At 66.2% G+C, this 22,191-nt stretch carries 20 protein-coding genes and 1 tRNA gene; 15 read left to right on the forward strand and 6 right to left on the reverse strand.

The features are described from left to right. The first annotated feature begins 28 nt into the window (after positions 1 to 28). Positions 29 to 886, forward strand: a complete 858-nt coding sequence (locus tag ACU0BR_RS09160) for a MurR/RpiR family transcriptional regulator (protein WP_446156553.1) — start codon at positions 29 to 31, stop codon at positions 884 to 886. 43 nt (positions 887 to 929) lie between these two features. Here the strand turns inward: ACU0BR_RS09160 and ACU0BR_RS09165 are convergent. Beyond that, positions 930 to 1,005, reverse strand: a tRNA-Ala gene (locus ACU0BR_RS09165). A 216-nt stretch (positions 1,006 to 1,221) separates the two neighbouring features. Here ACU0BR_RS09165 and ACU0BR_RS09170 point away from each other — a divergent pair. Next, the gene (locus ACU0BR_RS09170; protein ID WP_446156535.1) at positions 1,222 to 1,785 is read left to right on the forward strand and encodes a gamma-glutamylcyclotransferase family protein; all 564 of its coding nucleotides are present in this window, start codon (positions 1,222 to 1,224) and stop codon (positions 1,783 to 1,785) included. Between the two features lie 58 nt (positions 1,786 to 1,843). Here the strand turns inward: ACU0BR_RS09170 and gltX are convergent, their stop codons facing one another. After that, entirely contained in the window at positions 1,844 to 3,175 is a 1,332-nt protein-coding gene (gene gltX, locus ACU0BR_RS09175) for a glutamate--tRNA ligase (RefSeq protein ID WP_446156536.1), read from the reverse strand. A 168-nt stretch (positions 3,176 to 3,343) separates the two neighbouring features. Here gltX and ACU0BR_RS09180 point away from each other — a divergent pair, with 168 nt between their 5' ends. Beyond that, on the forward strand, positions 3,344 to 4,261 hold the full coding sequence (locus ACU0BR_RS09180; protein ID WP_446156537.1) for an MBL fold metallo-hydrolase: 918 nt from the start codon (positions 3,344 to 3,346) through the stop codon (positions 4,259 to 4,261). A gap of 41 nt (positions 4,262 to 4,302) precedes the next feature. Here the strand turns inward: ACU0BR_RS09180 and wrbA are convergent, their stop codons facing one another. Further along, the gene (gene wrbA / locus ACU0BR_RS09185; RefSeq protein ID WP_446156538.1) at positions 4,303 to 4,896 is read right to left on the reverse strand and encodes an NAD(P)H:quinone oxidoreductase; all 594 of its coding nucleotides are present in this window, start codon (positions 4,894 to 4,896) and stop codon (positions 4,303 to 4,305) included. A gap of 149 nt (positions 4,897 to 5,045) precedes the next feature. Further along, positions 5,046 to 6,704: an NAD+ synthase gene (locus ACU0BR_RS09190; protein ID WP_446156539.1), complete on the reverse strand. Its 1,659-nt coding sequence runs from the start codon at positions 6,702 to 6,704 to the stop codon at positions 5,046 to 5,048. A 175-nt stretch (positions 6,705 to 6,879) separates the two neighbouring features. Here ACU0BR_RS09190 and ACU0BR_RS09195 point away from each other — a divergent pair, with 175 nt between their 5' ends. The 8 genes from ACU0BR_RS09195 (at position 6,880) to ACU0BR_RS09230 (ending at position 17,348) form a co-directional block, all read left to right on the forward strand. Beyond that, on the forward strand, positions 6,880 to 8,415 hold the full coding sequence (locus tag ACU0BR_RS09195; RefSeq protein WP_446156540.1) for an MORN repeat-containing protein: 1,536 nt from the start codon (positions 6,880 to 6,882) through the stop codon (positions 8,413 to 8,415). A gap of 344 nt (positions 8,416 to 8,759) precedes the next feature. Further along, positions 8,760 to 10,337 (forward strand): 2-isopropylmalate synthase, encoded by a 1,578-nt coding sequence (locus ACU0BR_RS09200; protein WP_446156541.1) that lies wholly within the window; start codon positions 8,760 to 8,762, stop codon positions 10,335 to 10,337. Between the two features lie 470 nt (positions 10,338 to 10,807). Next, the gene (locus tag ACU0BR_RS09205) at positions 10,808 to 11,845 is read left to right on the forward strand and encodes a rod shape-determining protein (RefSeq protein WP_446156542.1); all 1,038 of its coding nucleotides are present in this window, start codon (positions 10,808 to 10,810) and stop codon (positions 11,843 to 11,845) included. Between the two features lie 43 nt (positions 11,846 to 11,888). Beyond that, complete coding sequence (gene mreC / locus ACU0BR_RS09210; RefSeq protein WP_446156543.1) at positions 11,889 to 12,815, forward strand: rod shape-determining protein MreC; 927 nt, start codon at positions 11,889 to 11,891, stop codon at positions 12,813 to 12,815. After that, positions 12,808 to 13,332 carry a rod shape-determining protein MreD gene (locus ACU0BR_RS09215; RefSeq protein ID WP_446156544.1) on the forward strand — a complete coding sequence of 175 codons (525 nt, stop codon included), beginning with the start codon at positions 12,808 to 12,810 and terminating at the stop codon, positions 13,330 to 13,332. Before mreC ends, ACU0BR_RS09215 begins: the two co-directional genes overlap by 8 nt. Next, on the forward strand, positions 13,329 to 15,272 hold the full coding sequence (mrdA, locus tag ACU0BR_RS09220) for a penicillin-binding protein 2 (RefSeq protein WP_446156545.1): 1,944 nt from the start codon (positions 13,329 to 13,331) through the stop codon (positions 15,270 to 15,272). The genes ACU0BR_RS09215 and mrdA overlap by 4 nt, the downstream gene beginning before the upstream one ends. Further along, complete coding sequence (gene rodA / locus ACU0BR_RS09225) at positions 15,269 to 16,408, forward strand: rod shape-determining protein RodA (RefSeq protein ID WP_446156546.1); 1,140 nt, start codon at positions 15,269 to 15,271, stop codon at positions 16,406 to 16,408. Before mrdA ends, rodA begins: the two co-directional genes overlap by 4 nt. A 4-nt stretch (positions 16,409 to 16,412) precedes the next feature. Further along, on the forward strand, positions 16,413 to 17,348 hold the full coding sequence (locus tag ACU0BR_RS09230; RefSeq protein ID WP_446156547.1) for a 2-hydroxyacid dehydrogenase: 936 nt from the start codon (positions 16,413 to 16,415) through the stop codon (positions 17,346 to 17,348). A gap of 7 nt (positions 17,349 to 17,355) precedes the next feature. On the opposite strand, the gene ACU0BR_RS09235 is transcribed toward ACU0BR_RS09230, so the two are convergent. Beyond that, complete coding sequence (locus ACU0BR_RS09235) at positions 17,356 to 18,243, reverse strand: NAD(P)-dependent oxidoreductase (protein WP_446156548.1); 888 nt, start codon at positions 18,241 to 18,243, stop codon at positions 17,356 to 17,358. Between the two features lie 137 nt (positions 18,244 to 18,380). Here ACU0BR_RS09235 and ACU0BR_RS09240 point away from each other — a divergent pair, with 137 nt between their 5' ends. After that, positions 18,381 to 19,229 (forward strand): fumarylacetoacetate hydrolase family protein, encoded by an 849-nt coding sequence (locus tag ACU0BR_RS09240; protein ID WP_446156549.1) that lies wholly within the window; start codon positions 18,381 to 18,383, stop codon positions 19,227 to 19,229. 120 nt (positions 19,230 to 19,349) lie between these two features. Here the strand turns inward: ACU0BR_RS09240 and ACU0BR_RS09245 are convergent, their stop codons facing one another. Beyond that, complete coding sequence (locus tag ACU0BR_RS09245) at positions 19,350 to 19,820, reverse strand: MarR family winged helix-turn-helix transcriptional regulator (protein ID WP_446156550.1); 471 nt, start codon at positions 19,818 to 19,820, stop codon at positions 19,350 to 19,352. A gap of 261 nt (positions 19,821 to 20,081) precedes the next feature. Here ACU0BR_RS09245 and ectA point away from each other — a divergent pair, with 261 nt between their 5' ends. From ectA to ACU0BR_RS09260, 3 genes are all read left to right on the forward strand, one after another. After that, entirely contained in the window at positions 20,082 to 20,606 is a 525-nt protein-coding gene (ectA, locus tag ACU0BR_RS09250; protein WP_446156551.1) for a diaminobutyrate acetyltransferase, read from the forward strand. 95 nt (positions 20,607 to 20,701) lie between these two features. Further along, the gene (ectB, locus tag ACU0BR_RS09255) at positions 20,702 to 22,006 is read left to right on the forward strand and encodes a diaminobutyrate--2-oxoglutarate transaminase (RefSeq protein WP_446156552.1); all 1,305 of its coding nucleotides are present in this window, start codon (positions 20,702 to 20,704) and stop codon (positions 22,004 to 22,006) included. 6 nt (positions 22,007 to 22,012) lie between these two features. After that, positions 22,013 to 22,191, forward strand: a 179-nt coding sequence (locus tag ACU0BR_RS09260) for an ectoine synthase (RefSeq protein ID WP_446156554.1), incomplete at its 3' end; no start/stop codon positions are given.

Consider the following 22,191-nt stretch of genomic DNA (forward strand, 5'->3'; position numbering starts at 1 on the left):
TCGTGTTTGCAACAGCCATGTTGTGAAAATGAATGCCGAGAGCTTTTCCGACCGCGTCGCAACGCTTGCCGACGATCTGACCCCGGCCGAGGCGCGGGTGATCGGCTATCTCACGCGCAACCGCGAAACGGCGCTGCACGCGTCGGCCGCCGGGATCGCCGCCAGCGCGCAAACCAGCGACGCGACGGTGATCCGCACCGCGCGCAGGCTGGGCTACGGCGGGCTGGATGCGCTGCGCAAGGGGCTGGCCGAGGATCTGCGCCGCGACCTGACCCTGGCGGACCGCATGGACAGCGACCTGGCCCGCGCGGGCGAAGACGGCATCCTTACCGTCGCCACCACGACCCTGCGCGCCTCGCTCGACGCGATCGACGGGCTTGCGGGCGACGACGTGGCCATGGCCACCGACATCCTGTCGCGCGCCGCGCGCGTGCATGTCTTCGGCATCGGGCCGTCGGGGTTCATCGCGGGATATTTCGCGGCACAGCTCGGTCGGCTGGGGCTGGATGCGCGGGCCATGACGCGCACCGGGGTACAATGCGCCGATGATCTGATCGCGCTGCGGCCCGGCGACGCGGTGATTGCGCTGGCCTATGACCGCCCCTACCCCGAGGTGCGCGCGCTGTTCGACCAGGTGGGGGCGCTGGGGCTGCGTTCCGTGCTGTTGTCCTCGACCGGGACGCGCCTGCCGGATGCGCGCGCCACGCTCACGCTGCGCGTGCCGCGCGGGCGCACCGACGGGTTCGGCCTGCACGCGGGAACGCTCGCGTTGCTCGAAGGCCTGCTGATGGCACTTTGCGCGGCGGAGCCCGCCCGATCCGCCACGGCCCTGCGCGCGCTGAACACGGCCCGTCAGGCGCTGTCGGGCGGCGGCATGGACCTTTGAGCGCGCCTGTGCGCGTTCGGAGCCGTGGCTGAATTGCGGATATTGGTGGAGCCGAGGGGGATCGAACCCCTGACCTCGTCATTGCGAACGACGCGCTCTCCCATCTGAGCTACGGCCCCCTGGGCCGCCTTTTGCTGATTTCGCGACCGGCTGTCAATATCGACATTGGCCTGCCCCGACACTTCCCGCATGCCGCGACAGGACACCGCCCCCGAAATCGCCCCGGAACCGTCCCCGGATCCGCACGCCGAAAACCGCGTGACGGCCGGGCGCGAACGCCCGTGCCCCCCTCGTGAGCGCTTGAATTCGGCGCGGCGAATTGCGATCACCTGGCCATGACTGATCCCTATTTCTTCGGCTACGGCTCCCTCGTCAATCGGCGCACGCATGCGTACACGGATGCACATCCCGCCCGGATCGGCGGCTGGCGGCGCGCGTGGCGTCAGACCGGCATCCGCCCCGCCGCCTTCCTGACGGCGGTGCCAGATCGCGACAGCCAGATCGACGGGCTGATCGCGGGCGTTCCGGGTGCGGACTGGGCGGCGCTGGATCTGCGCGAACACGCCTACAGCCGCCTGCCCACGGGCGCGGCCGTCATCCATTCACTGCCTCGGTCGCTGGATGTTCAGATCTACTCGGTGGTCGACAAATATCTCGGCGACGACCGGCACCCCATTCTGCTGAGCTATCTGGACGTGGTCGTGCAAGGCTATCTGACCGAATTCGGCGAGGCCGGCGCGGCGGCGTTCTTCGACACCACCGACGGCTGGCACACGCCGATCCTGAACGACCGCGCCGCGCCGCTTTATCCGCGCCACCAATCGCTGCGGCCGGAAGAGACCGATCAGGTAGACGGCTGGCTGAAGAAGCTGGGCGCCACCATCACGACCGTCGGCTAAAGCACGGGCGGCCACCAGCACGGGCGGCCGCGCCAGCCGCGCTGCCGCCCTTCTGGCGTCAGCCCAGCAATTCCCGCGCGCGGATCGTCTGAAGCAGCGGCAGCACGCGGTCCATTTCAGGCCCCTTCTCGCGCCCCGTCAGCGCCAGACGCAGCGGCCGGAACAGCCCTCGCCCCTTGCGCCCCGTGGCGGCCTTGACTTCGGCGGTCCATTTGCCCCAGGCGTCGCGGTCCAGCGGCCCCTCGGGCAGCAGGCGCAGCGCCTCGACCACGAACTCGCGGTCCTCCGGCTCGATCACCGGCGCGGCGCCGTCGCGGAAAAACGCCCACCATTCGGCTATCCCGGCGCGCGTCGCGGTGTTCTCGCGGATCGCGTCCCAGAAATCCTGCGCCTTGTCCGCAGGCACGCCCGCCGCGGCCACATCCTCCGCGACGGCCTCCAGCGGCAGCGATTGCAGATAGCGCGCGGTCAGCGGGAACAGGTCCGCCTCGTCGAATTTGGTCGGCGCGGCGCCGAAACGGTCCAGATCGAAGCCGTCGATCAGCTCCTGATGGCTGTGCCGCAGCTCGATCGGGTCGGACGATCCCAGCCGCGCCATCAGGCTGAGCAGCGCCATCGGCTCCACCCCCGCGGCGCGCAGATCGCGCAGGCTGAGCGTGCCCAGCCGTTTCGACAGCGCCTCCCCCTTGGGCCCGGTCAGCAGCGAATGATGCGCAAAGGCGGGCAGCTGCCCGCCCAGCGCCTCGATGATCTGGATCTGCGTGGCGGTGTTGGTCACGTGATCCGACCCGCGCACCACATGCGTCACCCCCATTTCCGTGTCATCCACGACCGAGGCCAGCGTATAAAGCACCTGCCCGTCGCCGCGGATCAGCACCGGATCGCTGACCGAGGCCGCATCGATCGAGATATCGCCCAGAATTCCGTCGGCCCATTCGATCCGCTCATGTTCGAGCTTGAAGCGCCAGTGACCGCCCCGCTCGGCGCGCAGCGTGTCGCGCTCTTCGGCGCCCAGCGCCAGTGCGGCGCGGTCATAGACGGGGGGGCGGCCCATGTTCAGCTGCTTCTTGCGCTTCAGGTCCAGCTCGGTCGGGGTCTCGAAGGCCTCATAGAAACGGCCGTTCTCGCGCAGCGCATCGGCCGCGGCGGCGTAACGGTCCAGCCGTTCCGATTGCCGCTCCACCCGGTCCCAGCTCAGCCCCAGCCATTCCAGATCCGCCTGGATCGCATCGGCATATTCCTGTTTCGACCGCTCGGGGTCGGTGTCATCGAGCCGCAGGATGAACTGCCCGCCCGCCTTGCGCGCGATCAGCCAGTTGAAAAGCGCGGTGCGCAGGTTTCCCACATGCAGATAGCCGGTGGGCGACGGGGCGAAACGGGTGATGGTCATTGGGCAATCTCCTTGGCTGGTTCCTCAAGCACAGCAGGCGAAGATTGTCCACAGCGCAGCGCGATACACGCCGCCACCCTGAAATCACGCAAACGTGATCGCACGTCCCGTCCGACCGCCTCCGGGGCGCTAGGTAAAGGGGGGATATTCAGTCAAAGGAGATTTCCAATGCCCATTTCCAGACGTCAGGCCCTGACCGCAACCGCCGCGCTGCCGTTCGCCGCCGCGCTGATGCCGCGCGCGGGCGGTGCCGCGGCCCACAAGATGGCCACGGCCAGGAAGACCAACAGCTTTGCGCTGGGCGACATGCAGGTCACCGCGCTGCTTGCGGGCACCCGCACCGTGGACAACCCGCACAGCATCTTCGGGCTGAACGTGTCGGACGACGAATTCGCCGAGGTCTCGGAACAGGCCTTCATCCCGACCGACAAGGCACAGTTCTTCTTCACCCCGACATTGGTGAAGACCGGCGAGAAACTGGTGCTCTTCGACACCGGCAACACCGGCGAAGACATTGCCGCCGCACTGGACTCGGCGGGCCACACGACCGACGATGTGACGACGGTGGTGCTGACGCATATGCACGGCGATCACATCGGCGGGCTGATGACGGAGGGCAAGCCGACCTTTGCCAATGCCGATTACGTGACCGGCCAGGTCGAATACGACGCCTGGGCCAAGATGAACAATGACAAGTTCGACGCCAACGTCCGCCCGCTGGCCGACAGGATGACCTTCCTCAAGGACGGCGGCGATGTCGCGTCGGGCATCACCGCGCGCGAGGCCTTCGGCCACACCCCCGGGCACATGACCTACATGATCGATTCGGGCGACAGGCAGATGCTGCTGGCCGCGGATTTCGCCAACCACTACATCTGGTCGGTCGAACACCCCGAGTGGGAGGTGAAATTCGACATGGACAAGCAGACCGCCGCCGCATCGCGCAAAACGATCCTCGACATGCTCGCGGCGGAGCGGATGCCGTTTCTCGGCTACCACATGCCCTTCCCCGCGATGGGCTTCATCGACAAGCGCGACGCAGGCTACCGCTATGTCGCCGAAAGCTATCAGACCATGCTGGGGTGACAGGCAGAGGCGTGGGGCGACGCGCCCCGCCGCGTATTTTATCAATACGGCAGACGGGCCGCGTATTTCACCAGCCGCTCGGCCTGATGCGCGATGCTCTTGCGGCCCGCATCGTCGAGCTTGCCCGCCTCGGTGGAAAAGCCGTAGGGGTTGCCGCCCGTCTCGTAAAGCGCTTCATGGGTGTAGCCCGGCGGTACCAGAATCGCGCCCCAATGCATGAAGGTGACGTAAAGCGACCAGAGCGTCGTTTCCTGCCCACCGTGCACGTTCTGCGCGCTGGTGGCGGCGGTGGCCACCTTGTCGGCAAGCTTGCCCTCGCTCCACGGGCCGCCCAGCGTGTCGATGAAGGCGCGCATCTGGCTGGCGGGCACGCCGTAGCGCGTGGGCGTGGAAAAGAAGTAACCGTTGGCCCAGATCATGTCGTCGTGGCTGACCTCGGGGATGTCCTGCATCGCGGCCAGCTGCCGCTTCCAGTTCTCCTGTCCGTTCACTACCTCCGACGGGGCGGTTTCGGCGATGCGCCGCAGCCGGACCTGCGCGCCTGCCGCCTCGGCCGCTTCCGCCGCCGTCTTCGCGATCCGGTGATTGGTGCCATAGGTCGAATAGAAAACGACCGCGATTTTCGGCTTGGCCATGTCGATCTCCTCGGTAAATTGTCTCAAGGGGAAACGATGCCCGGGGCGCGGTGTTCCCGCACAGCGAATGCTTCGTTTGCGCACAGCAGCCCTGCGTTGCGCCGCCCGCCCGCTTCTTCTGGTCCGAAATATCCCCGCCGGAGGCTCCCTCAGCCGGGATCGCGCCAGCGGTTCGCGATCGGGTACCGGCGGTCCAGCCAGAACGCGCGCTGCGTCAGACGGGGACCGGGCGCGGACTGAAAGCGCTTGTATTCCGAAACGTAGACAAGATGCTCGATCTTCTTCACGACATCCCGGTCATAGCCCCCGGCCACCAGATCGGCGACGCTCGCGTCATGGTCGACCAGCGCTTCCAGGATGGCATCCAGCACCTCATAGGGTGGCAGGCTGTCCTCATCCTTCTGATCGGCCCGCAGCTCTGCCGAAGGGGGCTTGTCGATGATGCGCCGGGGGATCACCTCGCCCGCGGGGCCGCGCATCCAGTCGCGGTGGTTCGCGTTGCGCCAGCGGCAGGTCTGGAACACCCGCATCTTGTAGAGATCCTTGATCGGGTTGTAGCCCCCCGCCATGTCGCCATAGATCGTGGCATAGCCCACCGCGACCTCGGATTTATTGCCCGTGGTCAGCAGCATTTCGCCGAACTTGTTGCTCAGCGCCATCAGCAGCAGCCCGCGCAGGCGCGACTGGATGTTCTCTTCGGCCAGATCCGGCGCGCGGCGCGCGAAAAGCGGCGCAAGCGCCCTGTCCACCGCCTCCACCGGCCCCGCGATCGGCACCTCGTCCAGCCGACAGCCCAGCGCGGCCGCGCAGGCGGCCGCATCCTCCAGCGAATGGGCCGAGGTATACTGGCTGGGCAGCATCACGCAGCGCACATTCTCCGCGCCCAGCGCATCGGTGGCGATGGCCGCCACCAGCGCGGAATCGATGCCGCCCGACAGCCCCAGCAGCACCTTGGAAAAACCGGTCTTGCGCATGTAATCCGACAGGCCGGTCACCATGACCCGATAGTCCTGTTCCCAGGCGTCGGGTTGCAGCGCCCGTTCCCCTTCCAGCGCGCGCCAGCCGTCGGGGCCGCGCTGAAAATCGACATGGGCGATGGCCGTCTCATGGGCGGGCATCTGCACCGCCAGCGCGCCGCCGGGGTTCAGCACGAAGCTGGCGCCGTCGAACACCTGATCGTCCTGCCCGCCCACCAGGTTCAGATAGACCAGCGGCAGCCCCGTCTCGATCACCCGCGACACCATCAGGTTCTGGCGCAGCTCCTGCTTGTCGCGCCGATAGGGCGATCCGTTGGGCACCAGCAGGATCTCGGCCCCGGATTCGGCCAGCGCCTCGGCCACATCCTCGGTCCAGGCGTCTTCGCAGACGGGCGATCCGATGCGCAGCGGCCCGACCCGGTAGGGTCCGCTGATCGCGCCCGGCGTGAAGGTGCGCATCTCGTCGAAGACATCCTTGTTGGGCAGCATGTGCTTGAAGATCCGCGCGCGGACCTCGCCCCCCTCCAGCACGACATAGGCGTTGTGGACCTCCACCCCCTCCAGATGCGGCGCGCCGAGCGCCAGCGCGGGCCCCTCGGCGCAATCGCGCGCCAGCGCCTCCAGATGCGCGGCGACATCGGCCAGAAAGGCCGGGCGGCGCACCAGATCCTGCAGCTGATAGCCGCTCAGGAACATCTCGGGCAGCGCCACCAGATCGGCGCCCGCCGCCCGGCCCGCGCGCCATGCCTCGCGCGCCAGTTCGGCATTGCCGGCCAGATCGCCGACGGTCGGGTTCAGTTGCGCCAATGTCAGGCGGAAACGGTCGGTCATGCTCACCTCTTGCTTCGGCGTCCTATACGCCGGATCCGCCCCCGAGGAAAAGTCGCTTGGCTCACTTTCGCCTGCCGCGCAAAGACACGGAAATCAAAAGCGTTGTCAGCTTGGGGGGTTCCAAGTAGGTTTCCAGCGAAGCCCCTCGCCCCTGCTGAACGCGACCAAGAGAGCCATGATCAGAAAAACCTCCACGCCCGTCCGCCTCACCGCCGCCGCCCTGTTGCTCGCGGGCGGCTGGACCGTCGCCGCCGTCGCCCAATCGGATGGGGTGGTCACCAAACAGTACGACGACGGCGGCGTCTATGAGGGCACGTTCAAGGACGGCCGCCAGCACGGGCGCGGGACCTACCGGCTGCCCAACGGCTATGAATATACCGGCGAATGGGTCGATGGCGAGATCCTGGGCCAGGGCATCGCGCAATTCCCCGACGGGTCGGTCTATGAAGGGGCATTCGCCAAGGGCAAGCCGCAGGGCTTCGGCAAGATCACATTCGCCGACGGCAGCACCTACGAGGGCGAATGGGTCGACGGCAAGATCAACGGCAAGGGCATCGCCGTCTATGCCAACGGCGTGCGCTACGAGGGCGGGTTCCGCAACGCGCTGCACCACGGCCAGGGCATCATGACCAACCCGACCGGCTACCGCTACGAGGGCAGCTGGGTCAACGGCGTCAAGGACGGGCGGGGCAAGATCACCTATGCCGACGGTGCCGTCTACGAGGGCGAGATCCGCGAGGGCCAGCGCGCGGGCACCGGCAAGCTGACCATGCCCGACGGTCTGATCTATGAGGGTCAGTGGGAAAACGGCCAGATCAACGGCGAAGGCAAGCTGATCCAGTCCAACGGCGACATCTACGAGGGCACACTGGTCGAGGGGGAGCGCTCCGGCGAAGGTGTCGTGCAATATGCCAACGGCGACCGCTACGAGGGCGAATTCGCGCGCGACAAGCGCAACGGCCAGGGCGTCTTCACCGGCGCGGACGGCTATGAATACACCGGCAACTGGGTCGACGGACGCATCCAGGGCCAGGGCAAGGTCACCTATCCTGACGGCTCGGTCTATGAGGGCGATTTCGCGGATGACCTGGCCGACGGCACCGGCAAGATCGTCTATCCCGACGGCTCCAGCTATGAAGGCACGTGGAAGGCGGGCGTGATCGACGGCAAGGGCATCGCGCGCTACGCCAACGGGCTGGTCTATGAGGGCGAGTTCAAGGACGCCAAGAACCACGGCACCGGCACGATGACCTACTCCGACGGCTACAAATACGAGGGCGAATGGGTCGAGGGCCAGCGCCAGGGCCAGGGCACCGCCACCTATTCCGACGGCACGGTCTACACCGGCGGCTTCGTCGACGGGCAGCGGCAGGGACAGGGCACGATCACCATGCCCGACGGTTTCACCTACGAAGGCGGCTGGAAGGCCGGCGAAATCGACGGCGAAGGTGTCGCGACCTACGCCAATGGCGACGTCTATGAGGGGCAGTTCGTCAAGGGCAAGCGCTCGGGCACCGGCACCATGCGCTATGCGACGGGCGAAACACGCTCGGGCGACTGGGAAGACGGCGTTCTCGCCGACCCGTCGGCAGCGAACGGCGCGCCCGCCCCGGTCAACCAGCCGCCCGCCAGCCCCGAAGCAACCCCCGAAGCAGGCCCCGACACCACGCCCGACACCACCCCCGGCGCGGACCCTGCCGACGCGCAGTAACCGCGGGGAAAATAGCGACCGCCGATACCGGACAGGCCAGGGCGCGCGCGCAGGCGTTCCGGCGGCCGTTCCTGCGCGGAGACGCGTTGGCGGGCGAGTTCGCGCGACGCATGGAAACCTCTTGAGGATGCGCGCAAATTCCGGCTTTTCTTTTCGCACCGCGCCCCTATGATCGGCCGCATGACCGGATCGTCCCATACCCCGACCCTGCCTGCCGCGCCCCGCGCCGCGGCCCTGTCGGCGATCCTGCTCCTTCTTAGCCGCCTCTGAGCGTGCCTTTCGGCGCGACCGCTCAGGGGGGAACCAGCGCCGGGAAAAGCTAAGAACTGACGAAAGATACCCCAATGACCGACATGCCTGAACAGAACCGCGTTCTGATCTTTGACACCACCTTGCGCGATGGCGAACAATCGCCCGGCGCCACGATGAGCCATGCCGAAAAGCTGGAAATCGCGGGCCTGCTGGACGAGATGGGCGTCGATATCATCGAAGCCGGCTTTCCCATCGCCTCGGAAGGCGATTTCGAGGCGGTCCGCGACATCGCCAAGAACGCGCAGGACAGCGTGATCTGCGGCTTGGCCCGCGCCAACTTCAAGGACATCGACCGCTGCTGGGAGGCGGTGAAACACGCCCGCCGCCCGCGCATCCACACCTTCATCGGCACCTCGCCGCTGCACCGGGCGATCCCCAACCTGGACATGGACCAGATGGCGGAGCGGATCCACGACACCGTGACCCACGCGCGCAACCTGTGCGACAACGTGCAATGGTCGCCGATGGATGCGACCCGCACGGAATGGGATTACCTCAAGCGCACCGTGCGCATCGCGATCGCGGCCGGCGCCACCACGATCAACATCCCCGACACCGTGGGCTATACCGCGCCGGTTGAATCGGCCGATCTGATCCGCCGCCTGATCGCCGAGGTCGAGGGCGCCGAGGATGTGATCTTCGCCACCCATTGCCACAACGACCTGGGCATGGCGACCGCCAACAGCCTGGCCGCCGTCGCGGGCGGCGCGCGGCAGATCGAATGCACGATCAACGGGCTGGGCGAACGCGCCGGGAACACCGCGCTGGAAGAGGTCGTGATGGCGCTGAAGGTACGCGGCGACATCATGCCCTGGACCACCGGCGTCGACAGCACCAAGCTGATGCACATCAGCCGCCGCGTGGCGACCGTTTCGGGATTTCCGGTGCAGTTCAACAAGGCCATCGTCGGCAAGAACGCCTTTGCGCATGAATCGGGCATCCATCAGGACGGGATGCTCAAGAACGCCGAGACCTTCGAGATCATGCGCCCCGCCGATGTGGGCCTGAAGGACACCAACATCGTCATGGGCAAGCATTCGGGGCGCGCGGCGCTGCGCTCCAAGCTCAAGGAGTTGGGGTTCGAGCTGGCCGACAACCAGCTGAACGACGCCTTCGTGCGGTTCAAATCGCTCGCCGACCGCAAGAAGGAAGTCTATGACGATGATCTGATCGCCCTGATGCGCGAAGGCGCCTCGGACGAAGCGCATGACCGGATACAGCTCAAGTCTTTGCGCGTGGTCTGCGGCACCGAAGGTCCGCAGACCGCCGACCTGACGCTGAGCATCGACGAGGGCGAAACCTCTGTCACCGCGACCGGCGACGGGCCGGTCGACGCCGCTTTCAACGCGATCCGGCAGAGCTTTCCGCATGAGGCGGTGTTGCAGCTTTATCAGGTGCACGCCGTGACCGAAGGCACCGATGCGCAGGCCACGGTGTCGGTGCGGCTGGAAAGCGACGGCACGATCGTGACAGGGCAGTCGGCGGACACCGATACGGTCGTGGCCTCGGCGCGGGCCTATGTCGATGCGCTCAACAACCTGCTGGTGCGGCGCGCCAAGACCCCGCCAGGGGTGGATCGCAAGACGGTGGGCTATTTCGACGCGTCCTGAGCAGACGGTCGAAATTCGGAAACTTTGGCCCCAACAGACGCTTTGCGGTGTCGATGACAACGTGCTGCGCCATTTTATGGGGCGCGGCGGCAATTGCGAGCCCCTGAAGATATACGGACAAAGAAGACCTGCAATGCTGGATATGCGCCCGCGGCTGGTCTTCTGCACGGGCGAAGGCGTCGCATGGGCGGGTGGGTTGATCGAGTGGCTATTTTCGAAACGTCATTGCAAGCAACAAGTTCCGCTTGCCCGCCCCTGCGGCATGGCGCCACCGGAACGGCGGCCGACAAGGCGCGCCCCGCGCACGCAGCAGGCCCGCCTCGGCCCGCTTTGCAGTTGGCATGCCGGCGGAAATGTGCCAGCGAGGGGGGCGCGGACCCTTTCCCCGACCGGGCGCCGCCCCTATAAGGCGCTTCGGCTCCTGACCTCAAATCCGTCGGGCGCTCGAACAATCGCGGGGCACATGGTTTATGTTTGGATTTTCTAGCCTTTTCTCATCCGACATGGCGATCGATCTGGGAACGGCGAACACGCTCGTCTATGTCAAGGGGCGGGGGATCATCCTCAATGAGCCGTCTGTCGTGGCCTATCATGTCAAGGACGGGCGCAAGCAGGTGCTGGCGGTCGGCGAGGATGCCAAGCTGATGCTGGGGCGCACCCCCGGCTCGATCGAGGCGATTCGGCCCATGCGCGAAGGGGTGATCGCCGATTTCGATGTCGCGGAGGAGATGATCAAGCATTTCATCCGCAAGGTGCACAAGCGCACGACCTTCACCAAACCCAAGATCATCGTCTGCGTGCCGCATGGCGCCACCCCGGTGGAAAAACGCGCGATCCGCCAATCGGTGCTGAGCGCGGGCGCACGCCGGGCCGGGCTGATCGCGGAACCCATCGCCGCCGCCATCGGCGCGGGCATGCCGATCACCGATCCGACCGGCAACATGGTCGTCGACATCGGCGGCGGCACCACCGAGGTGGCGGTGCTGAGCTTGGGCGATATCGTCTATGCGCGCTCGGTGCGCGTCGGCGGCGACCGCATGGACGAGGCCATCGTCAGCTACCTGCGGCGTCAGCACAATCTGCTGATCGGCGAGGCGACGGCGGAACGGGTCAAGACCTCCATCGGGACCAGCCGGATGCCCGACGACGGGCGCGGCGCCTCGATGCAGATCCGCGGCCGCGACCTGCTGAACGGCGTGCCGAAGGAAACCGAGATCAACCAGGCCCAGGTCGCCGAAGCGCTGAGCGAGCCCGTGCAGCAGATCTGCGAAGCCGTGATGACCGCGCTGGAGGCCACCCCCCCCGACCTGGCCGCCGATATCGTCGACCGCGGCGTCATGCTGACCGGCGGCGGCGCGCTGCTGGGCGATCTGGATCTGGCGCTGCGCGAGCAGACCGGCCTGTCGATTTCCGTCGCCAACGAGCCGCTGAACTGCGTGGCGCTGGGAACCGGCAAGGCCCTGGAATACGAAAAGCAACTGCGCCATGTGATAGACTACGACAGCTGATCCGCGTCGCTTTCCCTCGACCCGGTCCCGAAAGGGCAATTCCTTGGCCAGAGACCGCAAGCAAGAGATCAACTATTCCCGGCCGATCCGGCAGATCGCCGTCGGTTCCATGGTGTTGCTGCTGATCATCCTGTTTCTGGTCTGGCGCATCGACAGCCCGCGCGTGGAACGCTTTCGCGCGCAGCTGATCGACCAGGTGGTGCCGAACATGGAATGGGCGATGGCGCCGGTGACCGCCGCTGCGCGCATGATCGACGACTTTCAGTCCTATGCCCGGATCTATCAGCAGAACCAGGAACTGCGCCGCGAGTTGCAGCAGATGAAGGCCTGGAAGGAAGCCGCGCTTCAGCTTGAGCAGAAGAATGCCAAGCTGCTGGATCTCAACAAGGTGCAGCTCGACCCCAAGCTGACCTATGTGACCGGCGTGGTGATAGCGGATTCGGGCTCTCCCTTCCGGCAATCGCTGCTTTTGAACGTGGGCAGCCGCGACGGCATCAAGGACGGCTGGGCGACGATGGACGGGCTGGGGCTGGTGGGGCGGATTTCCGGCGTGGGGGCGACCACCTCGCGCGTCATCCTGCTGACCGACAGCAACAGCCACATTCCGGTGACGATCCAGCCTTCGGGACAGCGGGCGATCCTCAGCGGCGACGCGGCCGCATTGCCGCGCATCGAATTCGTCGAAAGCCCTGAACTGGTGCGCCCGGGCGATCGGGTCGTGTCGTCCGGCGATGGCGGGCTCTTCCCTTCGGGGATTGTCGTGGGTCAGGTCGTGCAGGGCCGCGACAAGCGGCTGCGCGTGCGTCTGGCGGCCGATTACGAGCGTCTGGAATTCCTGCGCGTGCTGCGCAGCCACGCGCAGGAGCGCATAACCGACCCGGGCGGCCTGCTGATCCCGCCCGAGGCGTCGGCGGATCTGCCGCCGGTCCAGGGGCCGATGCTGCCCGCAGAGGCCCGCAATGATGGCTGAGGCCTGGGTAAACCGGCTTTGGTTCATCGCGCTCGCGACCGGATTCGTCTTCATCCACCTGCTGCCGCTGGGCCCGGCGGCAGGCAGCCTGTCCGGCCCCGAACTTCTGCTTGCGCTGACGTTTTCCTGGGTGATGCGGCGGCCCTCCTACGCGCCGGTGGCGCTGATCGCGATCATCACCCTCATGACCGATTTCCTTTTCATGCGCGCGCCGGGCCTGTGGACCGCGCTGGTGATCCTCGCCAGCGAGTCGCTGCGGTTCCGCGCGGCGCGGCTGCGCGAGCTGCCGTTCTATCTGGAATGGCTGTTTGCCGCTGCGGCGATGATCTTCGTGATCATGGGATACCGGATCGTGATGAAAATCGTGATGATCGGCACCCCGTCGCTTGTTCAAGACCTCTTGTTTCTGCTTTTCACGATAATCAGTTATCCTTTCGTGGCACTGCTGTCTCAGTGGTTCCTCGGCGTGCGCAAGCCCGGCGCCGGGGAAGGTTCGACCATAGGGAAACGCTCATGAAACGCTCTCAGAAAGACACCGACGACAGCGCGCGCAAGGTCAACCGGCGGGCGCTGGTGATCGGCGGGGTGCAGCTTGGCATTCTGGGGGCGCTGGGGTTGCGGATGCGCTACCTTCAGGTCGATCAGGCCGACCAGTTCCGCATGCTGGCCGAGGAAAACCGCGTGAACGTCAGCCTGCTGGCACCGGCGCGCGGGCTGATCCACGATCGTAACGGCGTGCTGATCGCGGGCAATGCGCAGAACTATCGCATCGTCATCGTCCGCGAAGATGCCGGCGACGTCGAGGAGGCACTGAACAAGCTGGTCAAGCTGGTCAAGCTGGACCAGGAAACGCTCGATCGCACCATAAAGGAGGTCAAGCGCCGCAGCGCCTTCGTGCCGGTGACGGTCGCCGATCGCCTCAGCTGGAAGGACGTGGCCGAAGTGGCGGTCAACGCCCCCGCCCTGCCCGGCATCTCGCCCGATGTGGGCTTGTCGCGCAGCTATCCCTTGCAGGACGATTTCGCCCATATCGTGGGCTACGTCGGCCCGGTCAGCGACTATTACCTCAGCAAGACCCAGGACGATGATCCGTTGTTGCAGATCCCCGGCTTCCAGATCGGCAAGAGCGGCACCGAAGCGAAGCTGGAGGACAAGCTGCGCGGTCAGGCGGGCTACAAGCGGATCGAGGTCAACGCCGTCGGCCGCGTCATGCGCGAGCTGGACCGCCAGGAAGGCGAGCCGGGCGAAAACATCCAGCTAACCGTCGACGCCAACCTTCAGAACTTCGTCCAGCAGCGTCTGGCGGGCCAGAGCGCGGCGGCGGTGGTCACCGATGTGCGCACCGGCGATCTGGTCGCCGTGGGCTCCACCCCGTCATTTGACCCGAACAAGTTCGTGCGCGGCATTTCCTCCGCCGATTACAAGGAGCTGACGGGAAACAAGTACCGCCCCCTTGCGAACAAGTCTGTTCAGGGCGCCTATCCGCCCGGCTCCACCTTCAAGATGGTGACCGCGCTGGCCGCGCTCGAAGGCGGCTTCGTGCGGCCCGAGGAAACGGTCTACTGCCCCGGATACCGCGAAACCGGCGGGCGCCGCTTTCACTGCTGGAAACGCTCGGGCCATGGCCGGGTCGATCTGAACATGAGCCTGCAACAGTCGTGCGACGTCTACTATTACGCGATGGCCGAACGCGTCGGCATCGAGAAGATGAGCGAGATGGCCAACCGGCTGGGGCTGGGCATCCGCCATGACATTCCGATGTCGGCCGTGTCCGACGGGCTGATCCCGACCAAACAGTGGAAACGCGAGGCCAGGGGCGCCGAATGGCTGATCGGCGATTCGGTCAACGCGGTGATCGGCCAGGGCTATGTGCTGGCCTCGCCGCTGCAACTGTCGGTGATGACCGCGCGAATCGCATCCGGGCGGGCGGTGACGCCGCGCCTGGTGCGTTCGGTGAACGGAATCGCGCAGCCCTCGGGCGCCGGGGCGGATCTGGGCCTGTCCCCGAGTGCACTTGCCGCGGTGCAAAAGGGCATGTTTTCGGTGTCGAACACCCCGCGCGGCACCGGCTACCGGTCGCGCATCGCGGAAAAGACGATGCTGATGGCGGGCAAGTCGGGCACCAGCCAGGTGCGCAACATCACCGCCGCCGAACGCGCGCGCGGGGTCATCCGCAACGAGGATCTGCCCTGGGAACGGCGCGACCATGCGCTCTACGTCTGCTACGCGCCCTTCGACGATCCGCGCTACGCGGTGTCGGTGGTGGTCGAACACGGCGGCGGCGGCTCTTCGGCGGCGGCGCCGATCGCGCGCGACATCCTGTTGCAGGCGCTTTACGGCGGCCTGCCCCCGCTGGACGCCTATCCAAAGAACCAACGGGACGAAATCGCCGAGCGTCAGAAGTCGCTGCAATTGCGCAAGGCCATTCCCGACAGCGATGCCAAGATCCGCGCATGAGCTATCTTGAACATACCGTCAAACGCACCCCCGGCGGATTCCGCAAGCTGCTCTACATCAACTGGCCGCTGGTGCTGCTGATCTGCGCGGTCGCCAGCGTCGGATTCCTGATGCTCTATTCGGTGGCCGGCGGGTCGATGCGCCCCTGGGTCGAGCCACAGATGAAACGCTTTGCCCTGGGCATGGCCGCGATGTTCATGGTGGCCGTCGTGCCGATCTATTTCTGGCGCAACGTGGCGGGGGTGGCCTATGGCATCTCGGTCGCGCTGCTGCTGGCGGTGGAATTCGTGGGGTCCACCGGAATGGGCGCGCAGCGCTGGATCGACCTGGGGTTCATGCGTCTGCAACCCTCCGAGCTGATGAAGATCACCCTGGTGATGATGCTGGCCGCCTATTACGACTGGCTCGACATCAAGAAAACCTCGCGCATCCTCTACGTGCTGATCCCGCTGGCGATGATCCTGCTGCCCACCGCGCTGGTGCTGCGCCAGCCCGATCTGGGCACAGCCCTGTTGCTGGTGATGGGCGGCGGGGCGGTGATGTTCATGGCAGGCGTCAGCTGGTGGTATTTCGGCGGGCTTTTCGCGGTGGCGGGCGGGCTGGTGGCCTCGGTCTTCAGCTCCCGGGGGACGCCCTGGCAATTGCTGAAGGATTATCAGTACCGCCGCATCGATACCTTTCTGGACCCCGCGAGCGATCCGCTGGGCGCGGGCTATCACATCACCCAATCCAAGATCGCGCTGGGGTCCGGCGGCTGGACCGGACGCGGGTTCATGCAGGGCACGCAATCGCGGCTGAATTTCCTGCCGGAAAAACAGACCGATTTCATCTTCACCACCCTGGCCGAGGAACTGGGCTTCGTCGGGGGGGCGTCGCTGTTGACGCTATACGGGCTGATCATCTTCTTCTGCATCGTCGCCGCCATGTCGACGAAGGACAGGTTTTCATCGCTGCTGATCCTGGGGATCGCGGTAACCTTCTTTTTATTCTTTGCGGTGAACATGGCGATGGTCATGGGCATGGCGCCGGTGGTGGGCGTGCCGCTGCCGCTGGTGTCCTACGGCGGGTCGGCCATGGTGGTGCTGCTTGTGGCCTTCGGTCTGGTGCAATCCGCCAATGTCCACCGCCCGAGGTAAGTGAATGACGCTGAATATCCTGTTTGCCGGTCACCCGGACGACTGGCCGATCTATCGCGAAGAGCTGGGGAACCTGTTCTACAACGTCGAGATGGACGTGCATCTGCACGATGATCCGAGCGACCCGCAGGCGGTGGATTACATCATCTACGCGCCCAACGGTCCGGTGCGGGACTTCACCCCCTTCACCCGTGCGCGGGCGGTTCTGAACCTGTGGGCGGGTGTCGAGGACGTGGTCAACAACCCGACCCTGCGCATTCCGCTGGTGCGCATGGTCGATCCCGGTCTGTCGCGGGGCATGACGGAATGGGTCTGCGGCCATGTGCTGCGCCACCATCTGGGCATGGACCGGCACATCCTCAACCAGAACGGCACATGGCTGGACGGCGCGCCGCCGCTGGCCTGTGACCGCGGCGTGACCCTGCTGGGGCTCGGCGCGCTCGGCCGTGCCGCGGCCGAGGCGCTTGTGCAGCTGGGCTTCATGGTCACGGGCTGGAGCCGCAGCCAGAAGGATCTGCCCGGCGTGACCTGCCTGTCGGGCGAGCGCGGCCTGGCGCAGGCGCTGTCCTACGCCGATATCCTCGTGCTGCTGCTGCCGCTGACCGACCGGACCGACTCGTTGCTGAACGCGGAGAGGATCGCCCAGTTGCCAAGCGGCGCGGTGGTCATCAACCCCGGCCGCGGCGCGCTGATCGACGACGCGGCGCTGCTGGCGGCGCTGGACAGCGGGCATCTGTCGCATGCGACGTTGGACGTGTTCCGGCAGGAGCCGCTGCCGCCCGAAAACCGCTACTGGTCGCATCCGCGCGTCACCGTCACGCCGCATATCGCATCGGCCACGCGCCCCTACAGCGCCAGCCTGAAGGTGGTGAGCAACATCGCGCGGATGAATGCGGGCAACCCGCCCGAAGATCTGGTGGACCGCGCGCGCGGCTATTGACCAGCCGTCAGCCGTCACCGCCCGGATTGCGATCGCGCAGCTCAAGGTAAAGCGCGGCATGATCCAGCTCCGCACGCTCCGGCGCGTCGCAAAGCGCGGTGTAGCGCGCCTCGATCTGTTGCGACAGCGGCAACGCCAGGCCCAGCTCCGCCGCTTCGGCGAGGATGTTGCGCATGTCCTTCAGCTGGGTCCTGCAGGTGCCGCCGGGCGTGAAATCGCCGTCGCTCATCCGGGCGCCATGCTGTTGCAGGACCAGACTGTCGGCAAAGCCGCCCGCCAGCGCACGCCGCGCGGCGGCGGGATCGGCCCCGCCGCGCTGCAACATCAGCGTCGCCTCGGCCACGGCGCCGATCGTGATGCCCACGACCGCCTGGTTCGCCAGCTTGGCCAGTTGCCCCGCCCCCGTCGGACCGACCAGAACCGGCCGCCCCATCGCGCGCAGCACCGGCGCGGCCCGGTCGAAATCCGCCTGATCGCCGCCCACCATGATCGCGAGCCGCGCCGCCTCGGCCCCTCGCGTGCCCCCCGAAACGGGCGCGTCGAGCAGCCTCGCCCCGGCCGCATCCAGCGCCGCCGCCTGCGCGCGCGCCTCGCCCGGCCGGACCGAGCTCATGTCGATCCACAACATCGACGCGCGCACCGCCCCCGCCGCAAGGCAGCGGCGCTGGACCTGCGCCACCGCCGCGCCGTCCGACATGATGCTGACGATCATTTCCGCCCCCTCCAGCGCCTGGGCCGGATCGTCGCAGATCCGCGCGCCCTGCTCCGCCAAGGCCACAGCCTTGTCCGCCGTACGGTTCCACACGCGCAGCTCATGGCCCGCGCGCAACAGGTTGGCCGCCATCGGCCTGCCCATCAGGCCGGTGCCCAGAAACGCGATGCAATGCCTGTCCATGTCTCTTCCCTTCGATCCTGCCGTGCCGCCGGCCATTGCGGGGCGCGGCGAAACCCCCTACCAAAAAGACCGGAAAGCCCGCCGCGCGCCCCTTTGGGGGCCTGCGCGACATTGCGGCGATATCGGGAGGGATTTCAATGAAGCTCGTGCGTTATGGACAAAGCGGCACGGAAAAGCCGGGTCTCATCGACGGAAACGGCGCGCTGCGCGATTTGTCGGGTGAGGTCGATGACATCGCGGGCGACGCGCTGTCGGACGCGGCGCTGGACAGGCTGCGCGCGCTCGATCCCGCCAAGCTGCCGCTGGTGGAGGGCACGCCGCGCCTTGGCCCCTGCGTCGGGCGCATCGGCAAATTCCTGTGCATCGGGCTGAACTATTCCGACCACGCGGCCGAAACCGGCTCGCCGCTGCCCGAGCATCCCATTCTGTTCCTGAAGGCCAATTCCGCCATCGTCGGCCCCGACGACAGGGTATCGCTGCCCCGCGGGTCGAAGCGCAGCGACTGGGAGGTCGAGCTGGGCGTGGTCATCGGCAAGCGCGCGAAATACGTCAGCGCGCAGGATGCACTGGATCACGTCGCGGGCTATTGCATCGTCAACGACGTGTCCGAGCGCCGCTTTCAGGGCAAGCTTTCGGGCCAGTGGACCAAGGGCAAAAGCTGCGACACCTTCGGCCCCACCGGCCCCTGGCTGGTCACCCGCGACGAGATCGCCGATCCGCAGGCGCTGGACATGACGCTGGACCTGAACGGCGAGCGGATGCAGACCGGCAACACCGCGACGATGGTGTTCAGCGTGGCCGAGATCGTCGCGCATCTGTCCGGGCTGATGACGCTGCATCCGGGCGATGTGATTTCCACCGGCACGCCGCCGGGCGTCGGCATGGGCAAGAAGCCCGATCCGATCTACCTCAAGCCGGGCGACGTCATGGAACTGTGGATCGACGGGCTGGGCCGCCAGCGGCAGGAAGTGGTCGAAGACGACTGAGCCGCCCCCGCTGCCCCGCGCGCGGCGCCATCGCGCGCGGTCCCTTCAGCGGCCCTTGCGCCCTCAAGCAGGGCCCCGTCACTCGGGCCCCGTCACTCAGGGCCCGTCAATCAGGCCCCGTCATTTGCGAAAATCACCCATGTCCAGAATGGGCGATGATTCCAGCTTGCCCGCGTCCAGCAGGGCGGCCACGCGTTCCAGCGCCGCGACGATCATCGCCTGCTCCCAATCCTGAAGACGCTCGAATTCCTCGACATAGCGGTCGTGCAGCGGATCGGGCGCCTTTTCCAGCGCCTCGCGCCCCGCGTCGGCAATGATCACATTGGTCTGGCGCCGGTCGATATGAGAGCGCTGCCGCTCCACCAGGCCCTTGGTGACCAGCCGGTCCACCAGCGTGGTGACAGTGGCCTGGGACACCGCCAACCGCGAAGAGATCTCCTTGGGCGTCGAGGTTCCGGTTTCCGACACGGCCTGAAGCACCCGTATCTGCACCGGCGTCAGCCCCGCCGCGCGCGCCAGATCGCGCCCGTAAAGTTCCGTCGCGCGCAGAATCCTGCGCAACGCGATCAGGCTGATATCGGAGCGTTTCATGAAATACCCAGCGTCAGGCGGTCGACCGAGCGAAATTACCCGTTTGTGCGGATCGGGATCAACCGGAAAACGCGCAAACCTGCCACATGCCTTGACTAGCGAAGTAACTTTCCACGCCGACAGGCCGGAAATTTCATAAAACTGCTATATTTTACCGTTATTTTTGTAATATCGGGCGATGACTGCTTAGCTGGTTGAAATTTCGTCAAGCTAACTATATTAAGGCACTACCCCAACAGCGCAGGAGCAGTGGAAGCAGGCATGACCAAGCAAAACGATACGATGACCTTTCGCAAGCCGACCGCGGAGGATGGCGGCGCGATTTGGGAACTGATCCAGAAGTGCAAGCCGCTCGATGAAAATTCGATGTATTGCAACCTGATCCAGTGCGATCATTTTGCCGACACCTGCGTCCTGGCCGAGCTGGACGGAAAGCTTGCGGGCTGGATTTCGGCCTATGTGCTGCCCAACGATTCGGAGGCGCTGTTCGTCTGGCAGGTCGCGGTCGACAGTTCCGCCCGCGGCCGCGGGCTGGGGCGGCGCATGCTGGCCCATCTGCTGGAGCGCGAGGAATGCAGCGCCGTACAGCGCATGCAGACCACGATCACCAAGGACAACGACGCCTCCTGGGCGCTGTTCAACAGCTTTGCCGACCGCATGGATGCAGACCTCTCGCATGAGGCGCATTTCAAGAAGGAAGAACATTTCAACGGCGCACATGCCACCGAACATATGGTCACCATCGATCTGGCCGAAGAGGCCCCGGTGATCGCCAGCGCCGCCTGATACCGCAGACCTGCCGTGGCAGGGCCCGATCCGGCCCCGCCCCGGCATCAGGCCGCGCCCCACCCCCCTTACATCCGACAATCGGAGGAACCGATATGACGACTGTCACGACAGCCGGAAAAGAGATCTTTGCCCGCCGCGAATCCGAGGCGCGCAGCTACTGCCGCAGCTTCGACACCGTCTTCGCCAAGGCGAAGGGGTCGGTCATGACCGACGTGGAGGGCCGCGAGTATATCGATTTTCTCGCCGGATGCTCTTCGCTCAATTACGGCCATAACGACGACGACATGCAGGCCGCGCTGATCGAGCACATCCAGGCCGACGGCGTGACCCATGGCCTCGACATGTTCACCGACGCCAAGGCGCGCTTCCTGACGGCCTTCGAGGAGATCATCCTCAAGCCGCGCGGCATGGACCACAAGGTGATGATGACCGGCCCCACCGGCGCCAACGCCGTCGAGGCGGCGATCAAGCTGGCGCGCAAGGTCACCGGGCGGCACATGATCGTGTCCTTCACCAACGGCTTTCACGGCATGACGATGGGCGCGCTGGCGGCCACCGGCAACGCGGGCAAGCGCGGCGGCGCGGGTGCCCCGCTGGAAGGCGTGGCCCGGATGCCCTATGAGGGCGCCTTCGGCGAGGATGTCGACACGCTGGCACAGATCGAGATGCTGCTCGACAACCCCTCCTCGGGCATCGACGCGCCCGCCGCCTTCATCGTGGAGCCGGTGCAGGGCGAAGGCGGGCTGAACGCCGCGTCCAAGGAATGGATGCAGGGCATCGCCGCGCTGGCCAAGAAGCACGGCGCGCTGCTGATCGTCGACGACATCCAGGCGGGCTGTGGCCGGACCGGCACCTATTTCAGCACCGAGGAATTCGGCATCGACGCCGACCTCATCACCCAGGCCAAGAGCTTCTCCGGCATGGGGCTGCCCTTTGCCGCGCTGCTGATCAAGCCCGAGCATGACATCTGGAAGCCGGCCGAGCACAACGGCACCTTCCGCGGCAACACCCATGCCTTCGTCACCGCGCGCATCGCGCTGGAGAAGTTCTGGAAAGACGACGCCTTCGCCGCCGAGACCCGTGCCAAGGGCGAGCGGCTGGGCCAGCGCCTGGGCGAGATCGCCCGGCACGTGCCCGGTGCCAGGCCGAAGGGCCGCGGCATGATGCGCGGCATCGACGTGGGCAGCGGCGATCTGGCGGGCCGGATCTGCGCCACCTGCTTCGAGGAAGGGCTGATCATCGAGACATCGGGCGCGCATGACGAGGTCGTCAAAGTGCTCGCCCCCCTGACAACACCCGATGCGCTCATGGAACGCGGGCTGGCCATCCTGGAAGCGGCGGTGCTGAAGCACGCCGCCAAGGGCGCCCCCAAGACCATGACCATCGCAGCGGAGTAAAAGACAATGATTGTACGCGATTTCAACAAGCTCAAGGGAACCGACCGCGACGTGTCCGATGCGCAGTGGTCCTCGGTCCGACTGCTGCTGGCCGACGACAAGATGGGGTTCTCGTTCCACATCACCACGCTGGAAGCGGGCTCGGAGCATACGTTCCACTACAAGAACCACTTCGAGAGCGTCTA

The sequence above is a fragment of the Brevirhabdus sp. genome, assembly GCF_052826345.1.